This is a genomic window from Vibrio sp. 10N.222.55.A1 (assembly GCF_041473835.1).
Taxonomy (GTDB): Bacteria; Pseudomonadota; Gammaproteobacteria; order Enterobacterales; family Vibrionaceae; genus Vibrio; species Vibrio crassostreae_C.
The window spans coordinates 1-20037 of record NZ_JBFRSX010000023.1; the positions used below are offsets into that span (position 1 = coordinate 1).

The 20037-nt window shown below is 43.5% G+C and carries 16 protein-coding genes and 1 pseudogene; 8 read left to right on the forward strand and 9 right to left on the reverse strand.

The window, feature by feature from the left end; all coding sequences use genetic code 11:
- Positions 1-260 precede the first annotated feature (260 nt).
- Together AB4493_RS07375 and AB4493_RS07380 are read right to left on the reverse strand one after the other, a co-directional pair.
- A complete protein-coding gene (locus AB4493_RS07375) occupies positions 261-953 on the reverse strand; it encodes an SDR family oxidoreductase (protein WP_102519779.1) in 693 nt (230 codons plus the stop codon).
- Between the two features lie 131 nt (positions 954-1084).
- Positions 1085-2251, reverse strand: coding sequence for an MFS transporter (locus AB4493_RS07380; protein WP_029235440.1), 1167 nt, complete (start codon positions 2249-2251; stop codon positions 1085-1087).
- Positions 2252-2443: 192 nt separating this feature from the next.
- Between AB4493_RS07380 and AB4493_RS07385 the strand changes: the two genes are divergently transcribed.
- The 4 genes from AB4493_RS07385 (at position 2444) to AB4493_RS07400 (ending at position 6642) form a co-directional block, all read left to right on the forward strand.
- A complete protein-coding gene (locus tag AB4493_RS07385; RefSeq protein ID WP_102519778.1) occupies positions 2444-3325 on the forward strand; it encodes a LysR substrate-binding domain-containing protein in 882 nt (293 codons plus the stop codon).
- 115 nt (positions 3326-3440) lie between these two features.
- Positions 3441-4538, forward strand: coding sequence for an alkene reductase (locus tag AB4493_RS07390; protein ID WP_102476391.1), 1098 nt, complete (start codon positions 3441-3443; stop codon positions 4536-4538).
- A 10-nt stretch (positions 4539-4548) separates the two neighbouring features.
- Positions 4549-5637, forward strand: coding sequence for an alkene reductase (locus AB4493_RS07395; RefSeq protein ID WP_372154735.1), 1089 nt, complete (start codon positions 4549-4551; stop codon positions 5635-5637).
- 63 nt (positions 5638-5700) lie between these two features.
- On the forward strand, positions 5701-6642 hold the full coding sequence (locus AB4493_RS07400) for a zinc-binding dehydrogenase (protein ID WP_372154736.1): 942 nt from the start codon (positions 5701-5703) through the stop codon (positions 6640-6642).
- Between the two features lie 496 nt (positions 6643-7138).
- Here the strand turns inward: AB4493_RS07400 and AB4493_RS07405 are convergent, their stop codons facing one another.
- Positions 7139-8104, reverse strand: coding sequence for a GlxA family transcriptional regulator (locus AB4493_RS07405; RefSeq protein ID WP_120459721.1), 966 nt, complete (start codon positions 8102-8104; stop codon positions 7139-7141).
- Between the two features lie 114 nt (positions 8105-8218).
- Here AB4493_RS07405 and AB4493_RS07410 point away from each other — a divergent pair, with 114 nt between their 5' ends.
- Positions 8219-9010: an MBL fold metallo-hydrolase gene (locus AB4493_RS07410; RefSeq protein WP_372154737.1), complete on the forward strand. Its 792-nt coding sequence runs from the start codon at positions 8219-8221 to the stop codon at positions 9008-9010.
- Between the two features lie 225 nt (positions 9011-9235).
- On the opposite strand, the gene AB4493_RS07415 is transcribed toward AB4493_RS07410, so the two are convergent.
- Complete coding sequence (locus AB4493_RS07415; RefSeq protein ID WP_372154738.1) at positions 9236-10792, reverse strand: carboxylesterase/lipase family protein; 1557 nt, start codon at positions 10790-10792, stop codon at positions 9236-9238.
- A 121-nt stretch (positions 10793-10913) separates the two neighbouring features.
- Here AB4493_RS07415 and AB4493_RS07420 point away from each other — a divergent pair, with 121 nt between their 5' ends.
- Complete coding sequence (locus AB4493_RS07420) at positions 10914-11837, forward strand: LysR family transcriptional regulator (RefSeq protein WP_017062677.1); 924 nt, start codon at positions 10914-10916, stop codon at positions 11835-11837.
- 268 nt (positions 11838-12105) lie between these two features.
- Here the strand turns inward: AB4493_RS07420 and AB4493_RS07425 are convergent.
- The 5 genes and pseudogenes from AB4493_RS07425 to AB4493_RS07445 form a co-directional block, all read right to left on the reverse strand.
- Positions 12106-13118, reverse strand: a pseudogene (locus AB4493_RS07425) (manganese-dependent inorganic pyrophosphatase).
- A gap of 442 nt (positions 13119-13560) precedes the next feature.
- A complete protein-coding gene (locus AB4493_RS07430; RefSeq protein ID WP_065584903.1) occupies positions 13561-13986 on the reverse strand; it encodes a septal ring lytic transglycosylase RlpA family protein in 426 nt (141 codons plus the stop codon).
- Positions 13987-14321: 335 nt separating this feature from the next.
- Entirely contained in the window at positions 14322-14813 is a 492-nt protein-coding gene (locus AB4493_RS07435; RefSeq protein WP_029224669.1) for a VOC family protein, read from the reverse strand.
- A 246-nt stretch (positions 14814-15059) separates the two neighbouring features.
- A complete protein-coding gene (locus AB4493_RS07440) occupies positions 15060-16436 on the reverse strand; it encodes a uracil-xanthine permease family protein (protein ID WP_372154739.1) in 1377 nt (458 codons plus the stop codon).
- A gap of 303 nt (positions 16437-16739) precedes the next feature.
- A complete protein-coding gene (locus AB4493_RS07445; RefSeq protein ID WP_372154740.1) occupies positions 16740-17231 on the reverse strand; it encodes a VOC family protein in 492 nt (163 codons plus the stop codon).
- Between the two features lie 430 nt (positions 17232-17661).
- Here AB4493_RS07445 and ahpC point away from each other — a divergent pair, with 430 nt between their 5' ends.
- Positions 17662-18219, forward strand: a complete 558-nt coding sequence (gene ahpC, locus AB4493_RS07450) for an alkyl hydroperoxide reductase subunit C (protein WP_016798107.1) — start codon at positions 17662-17664, stop codon at positions 18217-18219.
- Between the two features lie 212 nt (positions 18220-18431).
- The gene (ahpF, locus tag AB4493_RS07455) at positions 18432-20024 is read left to right on the forward strand and encodes an alkyl hydroperoxide reductase subunit F (RefSeq protein ID WP_372154741.1); all 1593 of its coding nucleotides are present in this window, start codon (positions 18432-18434) and stop codon (positions 20022-20024) included.
- The last annotated feature ends 13 nt before the right edge of the window (positions 20025-20037 follow it).

The following is a 20037-nucleotide window of genomic DNA, read 5'->3' on the forward strand; positions in this document are numbered from 1 at the left end:
GATTCCATACATCACGTTAAAGTATTTACTCATTCCAGAGTAAGATCGCAGTCGTTCCTTAGGATATGTAATGTGACCAGCCATAGATGCAGGCGATATCAATTTATAGGATCTCATCGCCATTCCAATCCCAGTCAATTTGGGAAATATCACGGGAGACTTTGTATAAATACCATCCGAGCAAAGCGATAATACAAAGGATTATAAAGGTAAAAAGCATATCATCCCCTTAGAGCTTTCATGTGACGTAACTACAGGGCTTACCATGGCAATTGAGTGCCATCGTAGACAAAAAATGAACCTGAATGTTTAAGTTTTAAATTGTCGATGACATTAAGCATGCCTTTAACACTCTCTTCTACTGTTACCTTGCCTTCCTTGCCACCCATATCGGTTTTTACCCAACCTGGATGAATTGCCATGGTCTTCACTCCCGCTTCGGATAATTCACAGGCTAGAGATTTAATTATTTGGTTGAGGGCCGCTTTTGATGCTCGATAGCTGTATCGTCCCCCTGAGCGGTTATCATCAATACTGGCCAGTATTGAGGTCATCCCGATTATGGTTTTATCTTGGCCGGCTAGAATATTATTGAGCAAGGCCTGCGTGATTAACATGGGTGCGATGGTATTGACCTTTAACACCTCTAGCCATCTTTGCTGATCCATATTGCCTAAGTTGTCACATCCTTCACCACTCACCCCAGCATTATGAATAAGTACATCAATAGGTTGCTCTTTAAACACCTCAGTTAAAGCGAGAATATCTGTTTCATGACTAACATCTAGAGCATAAGGGCGAATGGTTGAATACTGTTGTGCTAACAGGGTTAACTCATGCGCTGAATCAATATCGCGACAGCAAGCGATGACCTTGTAATGTCGCTGTGCATATTGCTTTGCAAGCTCTAATCCTAAGCCACGATTAGCTCCAGTAATAAAAACGGTTTTCATTGAGTGCCTCTTATCAGTTTCAATCTTGTCTAATACCAATCAATATAAGTTGCGAAAAGCTGGCCAATGCTGCTGCATTGACCAGCTCTAAGGGTAAGAGTCGTGTTTATTTCATTAATACATTTTTACCATTAACTTTCTGCACGCTTATCAAGACGGCCACTAAAGCGGGTCAAAGCAAGCGCTATCAGTACCACTACTGCACCTACCCAAGGTGTATGCATTAAGCCTGCTTCAGCGACAACCATCCCGCCGCCCCATGAACCAAGTGCAATACCAACGTTAAAGGCGGCAATGTTTAAACCGGAAGCAACATCCACTGCATCTGGTGTATATTTTTCAGCAAGTTTCACTACATATACTTGTAAACCTGGAACATTACCGAATGCAAATGCCCCCCAAACTAAAATCGTGGCTACCGCGGCAATAGGGTTAACGGCGGTAAAATTGAACACGATAAGCACAGCTGCAAGACCAGTAAAAATAATGCTAAGGGCTTTTATTGGGCCCATTTTATCGGCCATTTTTCCGCCCCAAATATTACCAATCGCAACTGAGACTCCATAAACCAACATAATTAAACTAATTGCATTAGCACTAAAGCCAGTTTCTTGCTGCAAAATAGGAGCAAGGAAAGTGAATGCTGTAAAAGTGCCGCCATAACCCAGAGCAGTAATCGCATAAACCAGTAATAATCTAGGTTGAGTTAATACCTTAAGCTGCGATGAAAGCTTAGCTGCAGCAGGTTGTTTTAAGTTATTTGGTACTAAGAAAGCACTACCAATTAATGCGATTAAACCTAATAGCGCAACAACTAAGAAGGTTGATTGCCAGCCAAAGGTTTGACCTATGTATGTCCCAAGCGGCACGCCTGTGACTAACGCCACGGTTAAACCAGTGAACATAATCGCAATGGCGCTGGCGGCTTTTTCTTTTGGTACCAGACCGGTAGCAATGGTTGAACCAATGGAGAAAAATACACCATGGGCTAAACCTGTCAAAATACGAGCGATAATCAGGGTGTTATATCCAGGTGCTTGCCATGCAACTAAGTTACCGACAACAAACAGTGACATGACGGTAATCAATACGTGTTTACGATTCCACTTTCCTGTTAAAGCCGTTAAAACCGGGGCGCCAATGGCAACACCAAGTGCATAAAGGCTAACCAGCAAGCCTGCTGAAGGCAGTGATATATTTAGGTCGGAAGCCATGGTCGGGAGTAGCCCCACGATCACAAACTCCGTTGTTCCAATAGCAAAGGCGCTGAGCGTCAATGCAAGAAGTGCTAAAGGCATAATATTTACCCTCTGTTGTTTGAAAATGACCAGCAATAGCCGATGTATTGGTCGCTATGCCGTCGCGTTGTTAATTGATGGGGGGCATTTTGCATTAAAGATGTTTTGTGAAAAACAGAGGTTTTTACAAATGATATTTGTTATAAATGCAATAAAGCTGATGAGCGATTGGATAAAGTTGAGGGAAATAGCATGCGAACAAAATCTGATGATTTAGCCATTTTACTAGCTGTAGTCGATACCGGAGGTTTTTCAGCGGCAGCAGAGAGCCTAGATATCCAAGTCGCGCGAGTATCCAGAGCGGTCAGTAAAGTGGAGAGTCAACTTGGGGTCACTATTCTAAACCGAACCACTAGACGTATTGAATTAACCGATGAAGGACGCCAGTTCATTGACTCTGTGCGGGTGGGATTAATGCAATTACAGCAGGCGGAAGAAGATATTATTTCCCGTGGGGAATTGCCCAAAGGCCGTTTACGTGTCGACGCGGCTAGTCCGTTTGTGTTTCATCAACTGGTGCCATTGGTGCAGTCATTTAATCAAGCCTATCCCGATATTGAGCTAGAAATAACCTCCAATGAAGGCATTGTGGATTTACTAGAAAAGAAAACCGATTTAGCAATTCGGATTGGTACGTTGAGCGATTCTACGCTACATGCTCGGTCGCTGGGTCGAAGCCCCTTGTATATTGTGGCTTCACCAGAATATATCTCAAAACGCGGGCTCCCCACTAAAAGCAGCGATCTTGCTCAGCATAATCTCATTGGATTTGTCGCCCCCAAAATTTTGAATGACTGGCCTTTAAAAGGTTTTACCCAACTAGACGCTTTGATGTCATCAAGTAATGGCGAAACCATTCGACAAATTGTGTTGGCAGGAAATGGCATTGCATGTCTATCAGGGTTTATGGTGAATAAAGATATTGTCGAAGGACGTTTAATTTCGCTGTTGGAGAGCGAAAAAATCAGTCATCCAAGAAGAGAACAAGTCAACGCTGTGTATTATAAGACTTCTTCTGTGGCCAAGCGGATCTCCGCTTTTATTGATTTTATTAAGCCAAAGCTAACCCTGTAACCCGCTTAAACAAGCTGATTATTACAATTTCTACAAATATCATTTGCCTTTATTGCTATAAATGATTGGTGACTCATTTGCTAGTATGCCCCTATCAAATGAAGAGGGCTCAACTATGTCACTATCACTATTTAAACCATTCACATTGGGTGGACTCACACTCAAAAACCGCATTGTCATGCCACCGATGACGCGTTCAAGAGCCAGTCAGCCTGGTGATGTCGCAAATGACATGATGGCAACCTATTACGCTCAGCGTGCCAGTGCAGGATTGATTGTGTCTGAAGGTACGCAAATTTCAGCGACGGCAAAAGGCTATGCATGGACCCCAGGTATTTACACACCTGAGCAGATTGCTGGTTGGCGTAAAGTGACAGACGCTGTGCATGCCAAACAAGGTGCTATTTTCGCGCAGCTTTGGCATGTGGGAAGAGTCACTCACCCAGATAACATCGGTGGTGAGCAACCGATTTCTTCCTCCGCATTAAAAGCGGAAAACGTCAAAGTATTCGTTGATAATGGCAGTGATGAACCTGGTTTTGTTGACGTCGTTCAGCCTAGAGCGATGACAAAAGCCGATATTCAGCAAGTGATTGAAGATTACCGTCAAGCCGCATTGAATGCCATTGAGGCAGGCTTTGATGGCATTGAACTGCATGCCGCTAATGGTTATTTAATTAACCAATTTATTGATTCAGAGGCGAATGATCGCACTGATGAGTACGGTGGATGTCTTGAAAACCGTCTTCGTTTTCTTGATGAAGTTGTTACTGCAATGGTCGATGCCATTGGCGCTGATCGCGTTGGTGTGCGCTTGGCACCTTTAACAACCCTCAATGGTACTGTTGATGCTAACCCTATTGAGACTTATACCGCTGCCGCAGCGTTACTCAATAAACATCATATCGTGTACCTACATATTGCTGAAGTCGATTGGGATGATGCACCAGATACACCCGTCTCATTCAAACGTGCAATGCGCAATGCTTTTCAAGGCGTGCTGATCTACGCAGGTCGTTATAATGCGGAAAAAGCAAAGCAAGCTATTGATGACGGACTGGCTGATATGATCGGCTTTGGTCGACCTTTTGTGGCGAATCCCGATCTTCCTGAACGTCTACTTCACGGCTACCCATTGGCAGAGCACGATCCAAACACCTTGTTTGGTGGTGGTGAGAAAGGTCTGATTGATTATCCAACGTATAAAGCTTAAGGGGGTAAGTATGTTTAAGGTATTTAAAGGTCACGGACTTGAGACTAGAAACCGTATCGCGATGGCGCCGATGACTCGTTCACGCACGTCTCAACCTGGTGATGTACCAAACGAGATGATGGCAACCTACTACCGTCAGCGTGCCAGTGCTGGACTCATTGTATCAGAGGGCACCCCGATCTCAGCGGCTGCACGAGGTTATTCGATGACTCCGGGCATTTATACCCCAGAGCACATCGAAGGCTGGAAAAAAACCACCCAAGCTGTGCATCAAGAAGGCGGGAAAATATTTACTCAACTTTGGCATGTGGGGCGACGCAGTCATTCTGATATTTCAGGTACTAAGCCGTTAGCCCCATCAGCGATTAAAATCCCAGATCAAGTATTTGGCCCACTAGCTGAAGGTGGCTTTGGGATGATTGAAACTGAAACGCCACGGGAGATGACGCTGCAAGACATTAAGAGCACGATTGCGGATTTTGTACAAGCGGGCAAAAACGCCATTGAAGCTGGTTTTGATGGCGTGGAAATTCATGCTGCGCATGGTTACTTGTTTGATACCTTTTTACGCTTAGAAAGCAACCAAAGAAGTGATCAATATGGTGGCAGCCAAGAGAATCGTATGCGCTTTCTGTTTGATACCTTACAAGCACTTACTGACGAAATTGGTGGGGAAAGAGTTGCGGTTCGTCTGTCTCCTCATATCGGAGAGGGTTTTGCTGGGGATGATGTTGAAATTGTTCCGCTAACGTTAGCATTGCTGGAAAAACTACAACCGATGAACCTTGCGTATGTGCATTTTTCAGAAAACATATCACGCTATGTAGAGGTACCTGAAGAGTTTCGCCAACAAGTTCGTCGAATATACTCAAACCCAATTATGATAGCGGGTAAGTTGACTAAGGAGTCAGCGCAACAGTTACTCGACAAGCAGTATGCTGATTTCGTTGCCTTTGGTACCCCTTTTGTAACGAACCCTGATTTAGTCGCCCGTTTGGCCAATGATAACCCACTGGCCGAGTTTGATGCTGACGCAAGACTCACCTTGTATGGTGGTGGCGAAGAAGGCTATATCGACTATCCAACCTATCAGGCCTAATACACCAGGCACCAAGGACAATTCTTTGGTGCCTTACCTTTTCATTAAGCGAGCGAAATAGAAATGGAACCTTATCGAATTTGGCAATATCAAACAGAGACACACAGTATCATTTTAGGTAACGCTAAAATACCAGCTTTAGATGACAATGAAATCTTAGTACAAAACAAAGCGATTGGTATAAACCCTGTCGATTGGAAATTTATTAAAGCCAATCCTCTAAATTGGCCGAATGGTCATGTTCCCGGTGTTGATGGTGCAGGCGTCATCGTACACGTAGGCTCTAAAGTTGACACCAGTCTCATTGGGCGTCGAGTGGCGTATCATGGCTCACTAAATCACCATGGCAGCTATGCTGAATATACCGTTTTGAATGCTGAGCGGGTGATGACGCTGCCTGAGAGTCTATCGTTTGAACTTGCTGCTGCACTGCCTTGTCCGATGCTTACTGCGTGGCAAGCATTTGAAAAAATTCCATTCACCCGACAAAGAGAAGTGCTTGTCGTTGGTTTTGGCGCGGTGAATAATTTGTTATCCCAGATCCTTCTCAGTGCGGGTTATATCGTTGATGTTGTCTCAGCGAGTCTGAGCGAAGAGCGAGCCAAAAGGTTAGGTATTCGCCAAGTTTATCGAGAACAATCTCAAATCGACATGCAATACTTCGCCATTTTTGATGCGGTGAGTGGCGAAAATGCCGCCCATTTAGTGCCACTGTTAAGAGCGAATGGACATATTGTCTGCATTCAAAATCGTATTGCTAAACCCATTGACCCGCCATTTACTCGCACTATTTCTTACCACGAAATAGCCCTTGGTGCGTTACATGATTTTGGTGATAAACAAGATTGGCATGCATTAATGCAAAATGGTGAAGCGTTACTTGAGCGTATTGAAAATGGGAGTGTTGAAGTTAGTATTCCTGTCACTTTTAAATTCGAGCAGATGCTTGATGCGTTGAAACACAGTGAAACCACAAAACGAAAAACCGTGATTACATTGAGTTAGACTGCGCAATTTATCCTTTTGCTGGGAGTCACATAGCGCTTACTTCCTACACTTTGCTTGGATAGTTGTTCTAATTGCTGATATTGAGTAAGACTCATCTTTGCAACGTCGTTTAAAATTGTGGTCTAAATAATTTTGACCACACTCTTACTAGCAGATGCGATACTAATAGCAATCCAACCAACGAAGAATTCGTGATTGCTCAACAGTCGGTAGAACTACTGTAATTTACTTTAAAAACAGATGGTTAAAAGCGAGCTTAGTGCTCGCTTTTTTTGTGCTCATATGTTGGATAGACCATCGCTAAGTGGCCTTATAGCGAGATAGTCAAAACTCATTCTATTGATTTCGGCAAATCATTTTGTAGCTTCAAACTAGTGATGTTAGGGCTGGCTTGTGATGCCCCAAAAACGCCTAGAATTGAACTTGCAAGGTTTCAGATACAAAAAGTAATAGATGCGACGATCTAGCCCCATCGCCCTCAATGAAATTAAGACTATTGCTTGAATGTAGTGCGCCACTGAATCGGCGATACATGAAAAGCCGATTTAAAGTGCTTTCTGAATACACTGTCAGAGCCAAAACCCGCTTGCTCTGCAACTTGAGGTATCGATAGTTTCGTGGTTTCTAATAGACGTTGGCTAAGCACCAAACGTCGGTTTTGCAGCCATTCACCAAATGTACAGCCATAGGTGGATTTAAACTGGCGTGTGAAGGTACGTTTACTCATCGCACAGCGCTCAGCGACTTCATCTAGTGAGTGACACTGATTAAGGCTCTGCTCCACCAGCTCAATCACAAGGCTAATACTTGTCTCTGTAAGAGGTTTTATGTTGACTGGTGCTGGTATGTATTGCTGCTGTCCACCAGTACGAGATGGCGCAGTCACCATCTTACGTGCGAGATCATTCGCAAGCTCACTACCACACAAACGGCGCACTATATGTAGACAACAATCGAGTGAAGCAGCTACTCCAGCAGAGGTAATGATAGTCTCATGTTCAACAAATAGAGGGTTTGGGTCAAAATCCACCTTAGGAAATTGCTGCTGAAATTGTTCGGAAAACGCCCAATGGCTTGTGGCACGTTTTCCATCGAGAACGCCAGCACATGCAAGTACATAAGACCCGAGGCAGAGTCCTACTAGTAGCTTACCTTTCCCATGATGCTCTATTAGCGCCTCTATAAGTCGCTCACTTGGCTCTGGCAGGTCATTTGGCCAGCTTGGAACAATCACAATATCCGCCTCTTTAATAGCGCTCAAATCTCTATCGATCACCACACCAAATCCAGAGCTTGTTTCAAACTGCAAGCTGTTTTCGCAACAGATCCTCAAGTCAAACCGAACCGGCTGACCGAAAAAGATATCTTGAAACACCAGACAAGGCACAGAGAGATGAAAAGCACTGATGCCTTCAAAGGCTACCATCGTAATTTTAATTAGCTCGGTTGATTTGTTCACAAGTGTCTCGATTTGCGCGAATGTTGACTTTCAAGACAGTATCACAAGAAACTAGAAAGAAGCATACTAAATCTCATAGAGAACATGGCTTGTTAGTGAGTTTAGAGAGGCATTATGAAGATCCACCACCTACGTAGCGCAACATTTATTATTGAATCTGGCGAAAAATTTATCCTTATTGATCCTATGTTGGGGAAAAAAGGCTCTATGCCTCCGTTTTCAGTCATTAAGGCTAAGGCCGCGAAAAATCCAACCGTTGAGATGCCAAGTAATGCCGATGAGCTACTAAACAAGGTTACTCATACCTTCATTACTCACAGTCAAACACTTGGTATCAAGGCATTACAACATGGAGATCACCTAGATCCGGCAGGTGAGACGTTTTTAACAAGTCGTAATATCCCAGTTGCGACACCAGCCAAAGATAAGGCTTACCTAGAAAAATATGACTTAACGGTAAATTGGGGAATTGAAGACTGGCAAACTATCGACTTTCTAGACGGAAAGCTCACCGCGGTTCCGGCTTTGCACGGCCATGGATGGATTCACAAGGTAATGGCTAATGGTGTTGGATTTTTCTTGGAGCTCCCCAATGAGCCTTCTATTTACATTAGCGGTGATACAGTTCTAACCGATGATGTAAAACGAGCGTTGACTGAGTTGAAACCTGATATCACAGTAGTCGCGGCAGGTCGTGCTCGTATGGATGTTGGTCAACCGTTATTGATGTCTATTGATGAGGTCATGGAGTTTATTCGCCTTTCCCCTAATAAGGTGGTTGCGAACCATATGGAGGCACTCAATCACTGTGCAGTGACTCGACCAATTCTTAAAGAAGCAATTGATAAAAACGGTTTGTCAGATAAAGTCCTTATTCCTGCTGATGGTGAGACCTTGGAGTTTTAGATACCTGAACTAATCCGGTGACTCCTGATTTAAGTAAATAGTCTAAATGATTTCTGTCCAAAAGCTTTTCGGATTGAATTTTTACCCGTGGCACTTTCTAACTCGAAAGTGCCCCGTTATCTTTTAGTTAAATCTATCAACAGAATAAACCAAGCCACGTGATAACCTAGTTTTTCTAATCTGAATTATGTCAGCAGCCACCGTCCAATATTTGAATCGTTTTACTTAGAACTCAAAATCTTCCCACAATTTTCGAACTGAGCTATTAGGGTCATTGACCTGTTTCGATTTAACATCAAATTGCATTGTTGGTCGTTCCGCTAAGTTGTATGGAGACCAATCAGCTTTGCTTGTCTTGATGAATGTAAGCCATTGGCTATGCATGGTGTTAATAAGTTCAATCGGAGGTTGTGAGCCGACAAATCTTTTTGCTTGTTCATTGTCAGTGGTATTAAATACAAAAGGCACGTCAACAAAGTGTGCGGCTCCTAAATGACCATCAAATGCAGGTGACATCCAAGAAAAGTTATAATGCCAAACTTTGTTGTCGTTTTTAGTTAACTGTTGAGCAATGTGAAGTGCTGGCATTTTAAACGTAAAATCAGATTGGATGTCGGCAAAAGTGTCTCCAATAGTTTTTCCATTGTCTTTTGTTGAATACACATCAGCAGGGTGGCCTTCCAGTGACAAGTCAGACAATAGTAGCGACTTCGTTTTTTCGGTCGTATTGTTTACGGCATCACTTGGTACAAGGTACAGTCGTGACTCTTGATCGGTGCTACCAACGATGACCGGAATAGAAGGAGAAGCTTTAGTGAGATCTTTCATTGGAGACTCGACAATGATATCGCCATCAACAACGGGCAAAAATGCGGTGCCTCCCCATGATATCATTCCCCATTTGTTGCGATCTTGTATCGTATAACCCATATCAATAACGTTCTTGACTAATTCAGGAAATGGAATGGTCGATAAGCCTTTAACGGTGGCTGGAATATTCAGTTTTTTGGTATAGCTTTGTGTGATTTGCTGAGCTTCTTTCTGAGTTAAAAATGCCATTGGAGGACTTTGCATAATAGCTTTCTGGAATAGGCCTTCTGCTTTTTCGGTACCCAATAAAATGGCAACACTTTCTGCCCCAGCAGATTGACCTGCAACAGTAACTTGGCTAGGGTCTCCACCAAAATCTTCGATGTTATTTTGTACCCACTCAAGAGCCATGATCTGATCAAGAATGCCGCGATTATCCGGTGCGCCCTCAAGGTGCATAAAACCATCAACGCCTACACGATAATTGATCGTTACAACAATCACGTCATTCTGAGCAAAGCTTGTTCCGTCGTAGGCTAACTCTGCCGCATCTTCTCGGATGAATGCGCCGCCAGGGATCCACACCATGACTGGCAGTTTTTTATTTGATGCCTTGTTGTTGGTAGCTACGGCGTTCATAGGTGTCCAAATGTTCAGAGTTAGATCATCGGGAGCCCCCACCAAGGTGGTGTTTTTATCTCGGCTAGGCTGTGGGACAGGTTGACCTGCTTTTGTTGCATCTAATACTCCGCTCCAAGTTTCGTATGCTTGCGGTGCTCGAAATCGGCGATCTGCCGTAAAAGGGTTTTTCGCATATGGGACGTCATAAAATGTGGCTACGCCATCATGGTTGTTTCCCATAAGTTTACCAGACTTAATGATTGCTACCGTTGAGTTTTCAGCATTTTGAGTGTGGGCAAATAGTGTATTACTTTGAATTAAACCTGCACTGAGGCATGCGACTAGTAGCATTGTTTTTTTCATTTCATTCGGCTCGGTATTGGAATAGAAGGTCAGTATAAAACCTAGTTTGAAGTTGATATATATGCTATACGTCAATAGATTGTTGCATAAATCGAACTATTGAGGGTGTATGGATAGAATTGTTTCAATGGAAGTTTTCGTTTCTACTGTCGATCTAGGAAGCCTGACGGCAGCATCTGAGGCTTTAGGAATGTCACGATCCATGGCGACTAGGCATATAACCGCGTTGGAAAAGTCTTTAGGTGTATGTTTACTATATCGCTCAACAAGAAGCTTAGGTATCACTAACGCCGGTCGTGATTTATTGCCTTTCTGCCAGAATATTTTAGAGCAGAATACCCAACTATATAGCTTAGCCCAAGAGCAGCACTCTCAACCTAAAGGAAGAATTTCACTGGTTACTAGCATTTCGTTTGGTCAGGGTTATCTTGCCCAAGCTATTGAACAATTCATGCTTAAGTACCCTGACATAGAAGTCGATCTCACGCTGTCGAATCAGTCACTGGATTTGATAAAACATGGGGTTGATATGGCAATCGAGTTGAGTAATGACCTGCCCGAATCTTTAATTGGAAAGAAATTGGCTGATTGTCCATCGGTGGTTTGCGCTTCCCCTCAGTATCTAGCAGAACATGGGGCTCCTTTATCTCCCGAAGATTTACTCGATCACAATTGCTTGATCCACAAACGAATAGGCAATGATTGGCTGTTTGTTTCTAAAGCCGGTTCTAAATCTGCTCAGCCTATTAATGTAACGGTCACAAGTAACTACTCTGTAAATGATAGTTCCATACTTCTTAATGCAGCGATTAATGGCAAAGGTATAGCGTGTTTACCTCTGCCTTTTATTGCAATCGACATACAAGCAGGGACTTTGACTATCTTGTTGAAAGACTTTGAAGTCAATCCAATTGGCATATGGGCTCTGTATCCTTCAAGGCAATATCAACCCAAACTACATCGACACTTGTTGGACTTTTTGCAAGAAGATTTATCAATTAAGCATGATCATATGCGAAATATTGATTCATGAAGCTATGTTGGTAATGAAACCAAGCAATAATGTATCCTACCTAATCGGTTAGTTACTTCTAAAGTTTTCGTAATATCAACATGTAATGAATGAGTTAATTTGGACTGCTGCATAATTGCTGCCCGTAGAGTTGCGATACTAGAAGTTATGTGAAAGTTCAGCGTGTCTGATGGTTCGTAACTCAGAATTGTCCAAATCCCATTTAGACGCCCAATAATTAAAAAAGGGATTGGTATTTCTACCAATCCCCTCCAAACTCTCTTTCTACTTACAAGCTCTCAATTGCCTTTTGAACCGCAGGGCCAATCTGGCGCTTACGTGAAGTGACACCTTCCAAAGTCAGCATGTCACTTGTTGGTTCAGCGTTGAAAGCCGATTTGATGACTTGATAGTCGCTTTCATCCACCCACAATAAGTTCGCTTCTTTGTTCTTGGTATCTGTGATTGAAAAGAACAGATGGTCTAGCCCGTTCTCTTTTTTGTAAGTCTTCATTGCTGCTAGAAGATCGTCTTTACGGTCAATCAGTTGTTGAGCCATTAGTGTTTCAGCAACACCGATACCCACCTGTTTGCCACCGTACTTAAAGTTTTTGTAATCCAGCGTCAGAATGGTTTCAGATGAAAGGTGGCTAAGATCTGACTTAGCAACCAACATCTGTTGACCGAAGTCTTCGATATCTGAAATGCCTGCAACCTTCGCCAGCTTCTCTGCGTATTCACGATCATGATCTGTTGTAGTTGTTGATTGGAATACCACTGTGTCAGAAAGAATCGCACCCAAGCCAACACAAGCGAGGTGTTTAGGTAATGTCACATCGAGCTTTTCAGCATTGTCAGCCAGTATAGTTGCAGCTGAACCCCAACCTCGGATATCCATCTCGACAATCTGCGGGGTGTTAATTGGAGAGCCACCAATCGCATGATGATCGACCACTGCCACAATGGATGCTTGATCAATAGTTGGTGCTAATTGAGTCACTTGGTTGAAGTCAACCAGCCCCACTCGGTATGAAGAGTAATCTGTCTCTACACGTGGAGATTCTGCATTACAGTAGTTCAAGATAAACGTCGATTCAGGATTAATCGGCTCAGGCACTGTCGCCGTACCACCATAAATATGAGCCGCGAGCATCGCAGACATTACCGTGTCGCTGTCTGGGCTTAGGTGCCCTGTCCATACGAGATCTTCACTGTTTTCATTGGCAGATTGTTGCAAGCTAAAGCAAAACTTGCTGAACTGAAAGACATAATTACGGCTGCAACGACAGGGGTTAGCTTCACGGGTATTTCCTTATTTAAATGCGATATAGAAGCCCATAAGCTAAACACCAAAAATTTCAGAACCGTGTAACTAATATTTCAGTTTTACTTCAGTAAGTAACTAAATGTAATTGCCCTTAGGCTTTCACTGTTAATCACACCAAAGCTCAACTTGGATTAGTTCAGCTTTTCATTATTTCACAATGAATTTCAATGAACCCTAATAATAAGAAAGCTAAGACACTGATTTATTGACCACATAACATCATCAACCCACATATTAGAAATAAGATAATCTTATTAAAAATGGATTATCGAAAGGCACGAAAAAGGCTACAAAGCAGCCTTATTGAGTAAGCATAAATGAGCTATTGATTCACCGATATCGAGGTTCTGTTCCTCCCCTTTCCCACTACTGGTAAGGGATCGGAGATGTAAACCAAGGGGAGGTTAGGAGGGGATTCTAGTGTTTGTATCGAAAGGTATTACTATCATCAACAATCTCGATTTTAACAGGCACGGTGCCTTGTTTAACGTTACCGATTTTTGCAAATGCCTTGTGCGACAGGTCGATCACTCGGCCTTTTACATAAGGGCCTCGATCATTAATTTTCACATCAACAGACTTGTTATTGTCTGTATTGGTCACTCTCACGATAGTGCCGAATGGCAAGGTTTTATGAGCCGCAGTATTCGCATTCATATTATACGTCTCACCGCTTGCTGTGAGCCTTCCATGGAACTTATCGCCATACCAAGAAGCCACTCCCACAAGCGCATGTGAATTGGCATAGCCCTTTGTTTTTGAAGTATCGACGGCCGCATGTGACGAGCATCCGGCAAGCAAAGTAATAAGAAAAGCGGCAAAGATAAGGTTTAGTTTTTTCATGCTATTTCAGTAGATCTTCTTCATGTAATGTTTATCTATTTTCATTGTAGTGCGGTTCAGCAGTATTGAACTGAGTATTGTGAGTTCTCAGCGAGGGCTATCACCAGTGTGATTGCGCAATGTTTTCATGAAGCACGCTCGCTTCAGTCATATTCATGAAAGGTTTTATCTTCAAAACGTCAACTTTAACAATGTCTTAAAGCTGTTGCTTTATTAACCGCACCATATGATGGAGCACTTAAAAAGCACACAAACAAAAAAAGGATTGGTATCTCTACCAATCCTCTTTAGGGGATGTTTCGGTTTTTCTACCTTATGACAAGTAGATAACGCGATTACTCGTAGTCAGTCGCGTACGTGTCTTCGTATGTGTGCGAGTAGAATTCGAACAGGTTGCCAAACGGGTCTTCTAGGTAAACCATTTGTGCTTGTTTTAGTTCGTCTTCTGGGTGGTAACGCATGATGTCCATACGAACCTTACCGCCAAACTCTTCAACACGCTTAATCGCTGAATGAAACTGCTCTTTTGGAAGTTGCAGACAGAAGTGGAAGATACCTAAGCGAGAGAAATCAACTTCGTGACGCTCTTGACGCTCTTTCATTTCGAACAGCTCAACACCGATGCCATCAGATGTTACTAGGTGAGCAATGTTGAAACCTTTAAAGCCTTCACCAAATACTGCAATACACATGCGGCCGATTGCTGATTCGCGCTCTTCCATCACTTTAGTGTTGTTCATTACGATTCTTAGACCTAGCGCTTTTGTGTAAAACTCGACTGCTTTGTCCATGTCGCCAACCATGATGCCTACGTGATTCATTTTCATAACTTTCTCCAAATTCTCTTTAATTCTGTATTTTTCGAAGACTCGCTTCGGTGTTTCGTTTCGATGGAGAGAGTATATGGAGATACGACGATTAACTGAAATTATCATAATTTATATTAATGATAATTTTATGTTATCTACCAAGTTAAGTGAGATGCCAACACGTCACACAATAAGTTAAAGTTGAGAGCCACATATGTCATGTGGCTCTAGTTAAACATCCTTAGTTCAGCACGAAGAAGCCCGTTACGCTTTACTGGTCTGTACGACGTTCGAAATCTGCTTGGCTTTTGTTTCAGGCACCAAAGACATCAACCCGGTAATAACAAGAGCAGCAACACCCGACATCGTGACTGGCGAGCCAAATATGCTTTGCACTAGCGTGGGGGCTTCTTTCAATAAATCCGGTACCAGCATTACCCCCAGCCCTAAACCTAATGAGATGGCAATCGTCATAATTCTGCGGCGATCCAGTTTTTCATTGGCGATGATTTTGATGCCCGCCGCAGCAACCGTACCGAACATCACTAATGTCGCCCCGCCCAATACTGGCTTTGGAATCGTCATTAAAACCGCACCTAAGATGGGAAATAACCCTAACAGAAAAAGAATCGCGGCAATGAAGTAGCCGATGTAGCGACTCGCGATCCCCGTAAAATGGATCACACCGTTGTTCTGGCTGAAAGTCGTGTTCGGAAAAGTATTGAATACCGCGGCGATAAGTGAGTTCACGCCGTCACCCAGCACGCCAGCCTTGAGTCGATTGAGGTATTTAGGCCCTTTAACCGGCTGCCCTGAAAACATGCTGTTGGCGGTAAGGTCGCCCGTCGTTTCAATAACGGTAATCAAGTAAATAAAAGCGATAGGCAGGAAGGCTTGCCAATCAAAAGCGAAGCCATATTTAAATGGGACAGGAATACTCAATAGCGGTTGAGAAGCAAAAGAAACCATAGACGCTTTACCCATCAAAATGGCAACGCCCCAGCCAACTACCAACCCAACTAAAATCGACGACAGCCTAACCATATTATTGTTACTCAGGTTAAGCACGACTATGGTTCCGAGGACGATGGCACCCAACATCAGATTGCTTCCAGAGCCAAAATCTTCGGCACCAACGCCACCAGCAATATCTGTGACGCCAACTTTAATCAAAGAGATGCCAATTGTGGTGATAACGATTCCGGTTACAACTGGGGTGATCACCACTTTCAACTTTTCGATAAAACGCGATAGGACAATTTCTACAAACGCACCGAAGAAACAAACGCCAAAAATGGTGGCGAGCATTTCATCCGGCCCACCGCCATTCGCTTTAACAAGGAAGCCCGCACCTAATACAGATCCCAAGAACGCAAAGCTGGTTCCTTGGACACAGATCATCCCTGCGCCAACTGGCCCTATTTTTCTCGCTTGAATAAAGGTACCGACCCCAGACACCATGAGTGCCATGCTGATCAGATAAGGAATGTGCTCACCCAACCCAAGCACACCGCCAATAATGAGTGTGGGCGTGATAATACCAACGAAACTGGCTAATACATGCTGCAACGCTGCGTAACTGGCAGCTCTGACTGATGGTCGATCGTCTAATCCGTAGATCAATTCACTGTTCTGTTCCATGTGACTTCCTTTATGTATTTTTTATTGTATACAATTTACATAAAGACAATAGAGCAACATATATGCCAATGGTTTAACATCATACTTATCAATCAGTTAAGTTTCATCTTTAGCCAGTGCTGCACTATAGAGCAACACTGTCGGCTTGTTTTAGTGCAACGAAGAGCACAAAGCACTCCTTTGACCAGGTTTATCCGTAACCTTCCACTCAATATCGCAGACACAAAAAAAGGATTGGTATCTCTACCAATCCTCTTTAGGGGGTGTTTCGGTTTTCTACCTTATGACAGGTAGATAACACTATTACTCGTAGTCAGTCACGTAAGTGTCTTCGTATGTGTGCGAGTAGAATTCGAACAGGTTGCCAAACGGGTCTTCTAGGTAAACCATTTGTGCTTGTTTTAGTTCGTCTTCTGGGTGGTAACGCATGATGTCCATACGGACCTTACCGCCAAACTCTTCAACGCGCTTGATAGCTGAATGAAACTGCTCTTTTGGAAGCTGTAGACAGAAGTGGAAAATGCCTAGGCGAGAGAAGTCTACTTCGTGGCGCTCTTGGCGATCTTTCATTTCGAACAGCTCAACACCGATACCATCAGATGTTACTAAGTGTGCAATGTTGAAGCCTTTAAAGCCTTCGCCAAATACTGCGATACACATACGGCCGATTGCTGATTCGCGCTCTTCCATAACCTTAGTGTTGTTCATTACGATTCTTAGACCCAGAGCCTTAGTGTAAAACTCTACTGCTTGGTCCATGTCGCCTACCATGATGCCTACGTGATTCATTTTCATAACTTGCTCCAAATTCGTTTTTAATTCTGTGCTTTCCGAAGATTAGCTTCGGTGTTTCGTTTCGATGGAGAGAGTATATGGAGATACGACGATTAACTGAAATTATCATAAATTATATTAATGATAATTTTTTGTTATTTACAATTTGGTATAACAACTCAACTCGCGTAAAGAAACCGTACTTCCCCTTACCTAAATAGAGAGCAACCTAAAAAGCATAGCTACTCAAATTGGGGGGGCTGATGTTTGATGGCTTTTGTTAATAGTTTTTGTTGATAGCTTTTACCGATAGTCCTTTCCTTTCAAAGATAGGATTCGCCTATTGAATCTATAGAAATGTCCGATTTCACTAATTTTCGGTGGCAATGCAATATATCTACATCGACGCGGGATAGCGTTAAACACTACAAATTAGAAAGAGAGTCAAATCATGATCAACACAGAAATCAAACCATTCAACGCAACAGCATTCAAAAACGGCGAATTCGTAGAAATCACTGAGCAAGACGTTAAAGGCAAGTGGGCTGTATTCTTCTTCTACCCAGCAGACTTCACATTTGTATGTCCAACTGAGCTAGTTGACCTACAAGACAAATACGCAGAGCTACAATCTCGCGGCGTAGAAGTTTACTCAGTATCAACTGACACTCACTTCTCTCACAAAGCATGGCACGATACTTCTGACAAAATCGGCACTATCGAATACTTCATGGTAGGTGACCAAACAGGCAACATCACAAATAACTTCAACGTTATGCGTGAAGGTCAAGGCCTAGCAGACCGTGCTACGTTCCTAATCGACCCAGAAGGCGTTATCCAAGCAATGGAAATTACTGCTGAAGGTATCGGCCGTGACGCAGAAGACCTACTACGCAAGGTTAAAGCAGCACAATACGTAGCCGCTAACCCAGGTGAAGTTTGCCCAGCTAAATGGAAAGAAGGCGAAGAGACTCTAGCACCATCTCTAGACCTAGTAGGTAAGATTTAATCTAAGCTTAGCTAACAAGAATAGCTAAAAAGAACAAATAAAATGGTTCTACAGGCGCGCTTCGGCCCCCCTCCTAAAGGGCAGTCGCGCGCCACCCTTTCAAAACATCAACACCACAATATTTTCCGACTTGCGCCCCCTTTTTATTTTCCTTTTTCAGCAAGAAGGTATTGGTCAATACCAAGACACAGAATTTAAGAGCAGGCACGATTATGTTAGATCAAGCAATGAAGCAGCAGCTAAAAGCATACCTAGAAAACCTAAAAACCAATGTTCAGTTAGTGCTGAGCCTTGATGACAGCGATACCGCAAACAAACTTCAAGACCTAGCGAATGATATCGCCTCTCTCACAGATAAAATTGAAGTAACTCGCGATGATAGCGCAAACACTCGCAGCCCTATCATGCAGGTCGTGAACCAAGAGAAAGGCACTGCGATCGGTTTCGCGGGTTTACCAATGGGTCACGAGTTTACATCCCTTGTACTGGCACTGCTTCACAGTGGTGGTCACCCAATCAAGCTTGAAGCTGACGTAATCGAACAAATTAAAGAATTAGATCAAGAGCTGAATGTAGAAATCTTCATCTCACTATCGTGCCAAAACTGTCCAGAAGTAGTTCAGGCATTCAACATGATGTCGGCGATTAACCCTCTGGTTAAGACAACGATGATCGATGGCGCGGCATTCCAAGAAGAAGTGAAGTCTCGCGACATCATGGCGGTACCAAGCGTGTTTATTAACGGTGAGCTATTTGGTCAAGGCCGTATGTCATTGGCAGAAATCCTTAACAAAGTTGACTCAGGCGCAGCAGAAAAGAAAGCGGCAAACCTAAATCAACAAGCACCATTTGATGTATTAGTTGTCGGTGGTGGCCCTGCTGGTTCTTCAGCAGCAATTTATGCAGCACGTAAAGGTATACGTACTGGCGTGGTTGCAGACCGATTCGGTGGCCAAGTCATGGATACAATGGCGATTGAGAACTTTATCTCAGTGAAAGCAACCACCGGCCCTAAGCTAGTGGCTAGCCTAGAAGAGCACGTAAAAGAGTACGGTGTTGAAGTAATGACTGAGCAGCGCGCTGCCAACATCATTGCTGCAGAAGACACGGAAGATGGCTACATCCACGTTGAGCTAGAGAGCGGCGCAACACTGCGAGCTCGCACTGTCATCACAAGTACGGGTGCACGCTGGCGTGAAATGAACGTTCCAGGCGAGCAAGAGTACCGCAACAAAGGCGTTGCTTACTGCCCACACTGTGACGGCCCACTGTTCAAAGGTAAGAAAACAGCGGTTATCGGTGGCGGTAACTCAGGTATTGAAGCCGCTATTGACCTAGCAGGTATCGTGGAACACGTAACCGTACTTGAATTTGCAGACACGCTACGCGCTGACCAAGTACTTATCGACAAAGCGAACGCAACGCCAAACATCGAAATCATTAAGATGGCTCAAACGACACAAGTGTTGGGTGATGGCAACCGCGTAACCGGTCTGGAATACAAAGACCGCAACACCGATGAGCTGAAACAGATTGAACTCGCGGGTATCTTTGTTCAAATCGGCCTAATGCCAAACAGCGAATGGTTGAAGGGAACGAAGGTAGAACTATCACCACGCGGTGAGATTGAGATTAACGCTCATGGTGCAACATCAATGAAAGGTGTATTTGCAGCGGGTGACGTAACAACCGTACCTTACAAACAGATCATCATCGCGATGGGTGAAGGTGCCAAAGCAAGTTTAGGTGCATTTGACCACCTAATCCGTAACTCAGCTCCAGTTAAAGAGGCTGAAACCGCTTAATCTTAAAACTTAA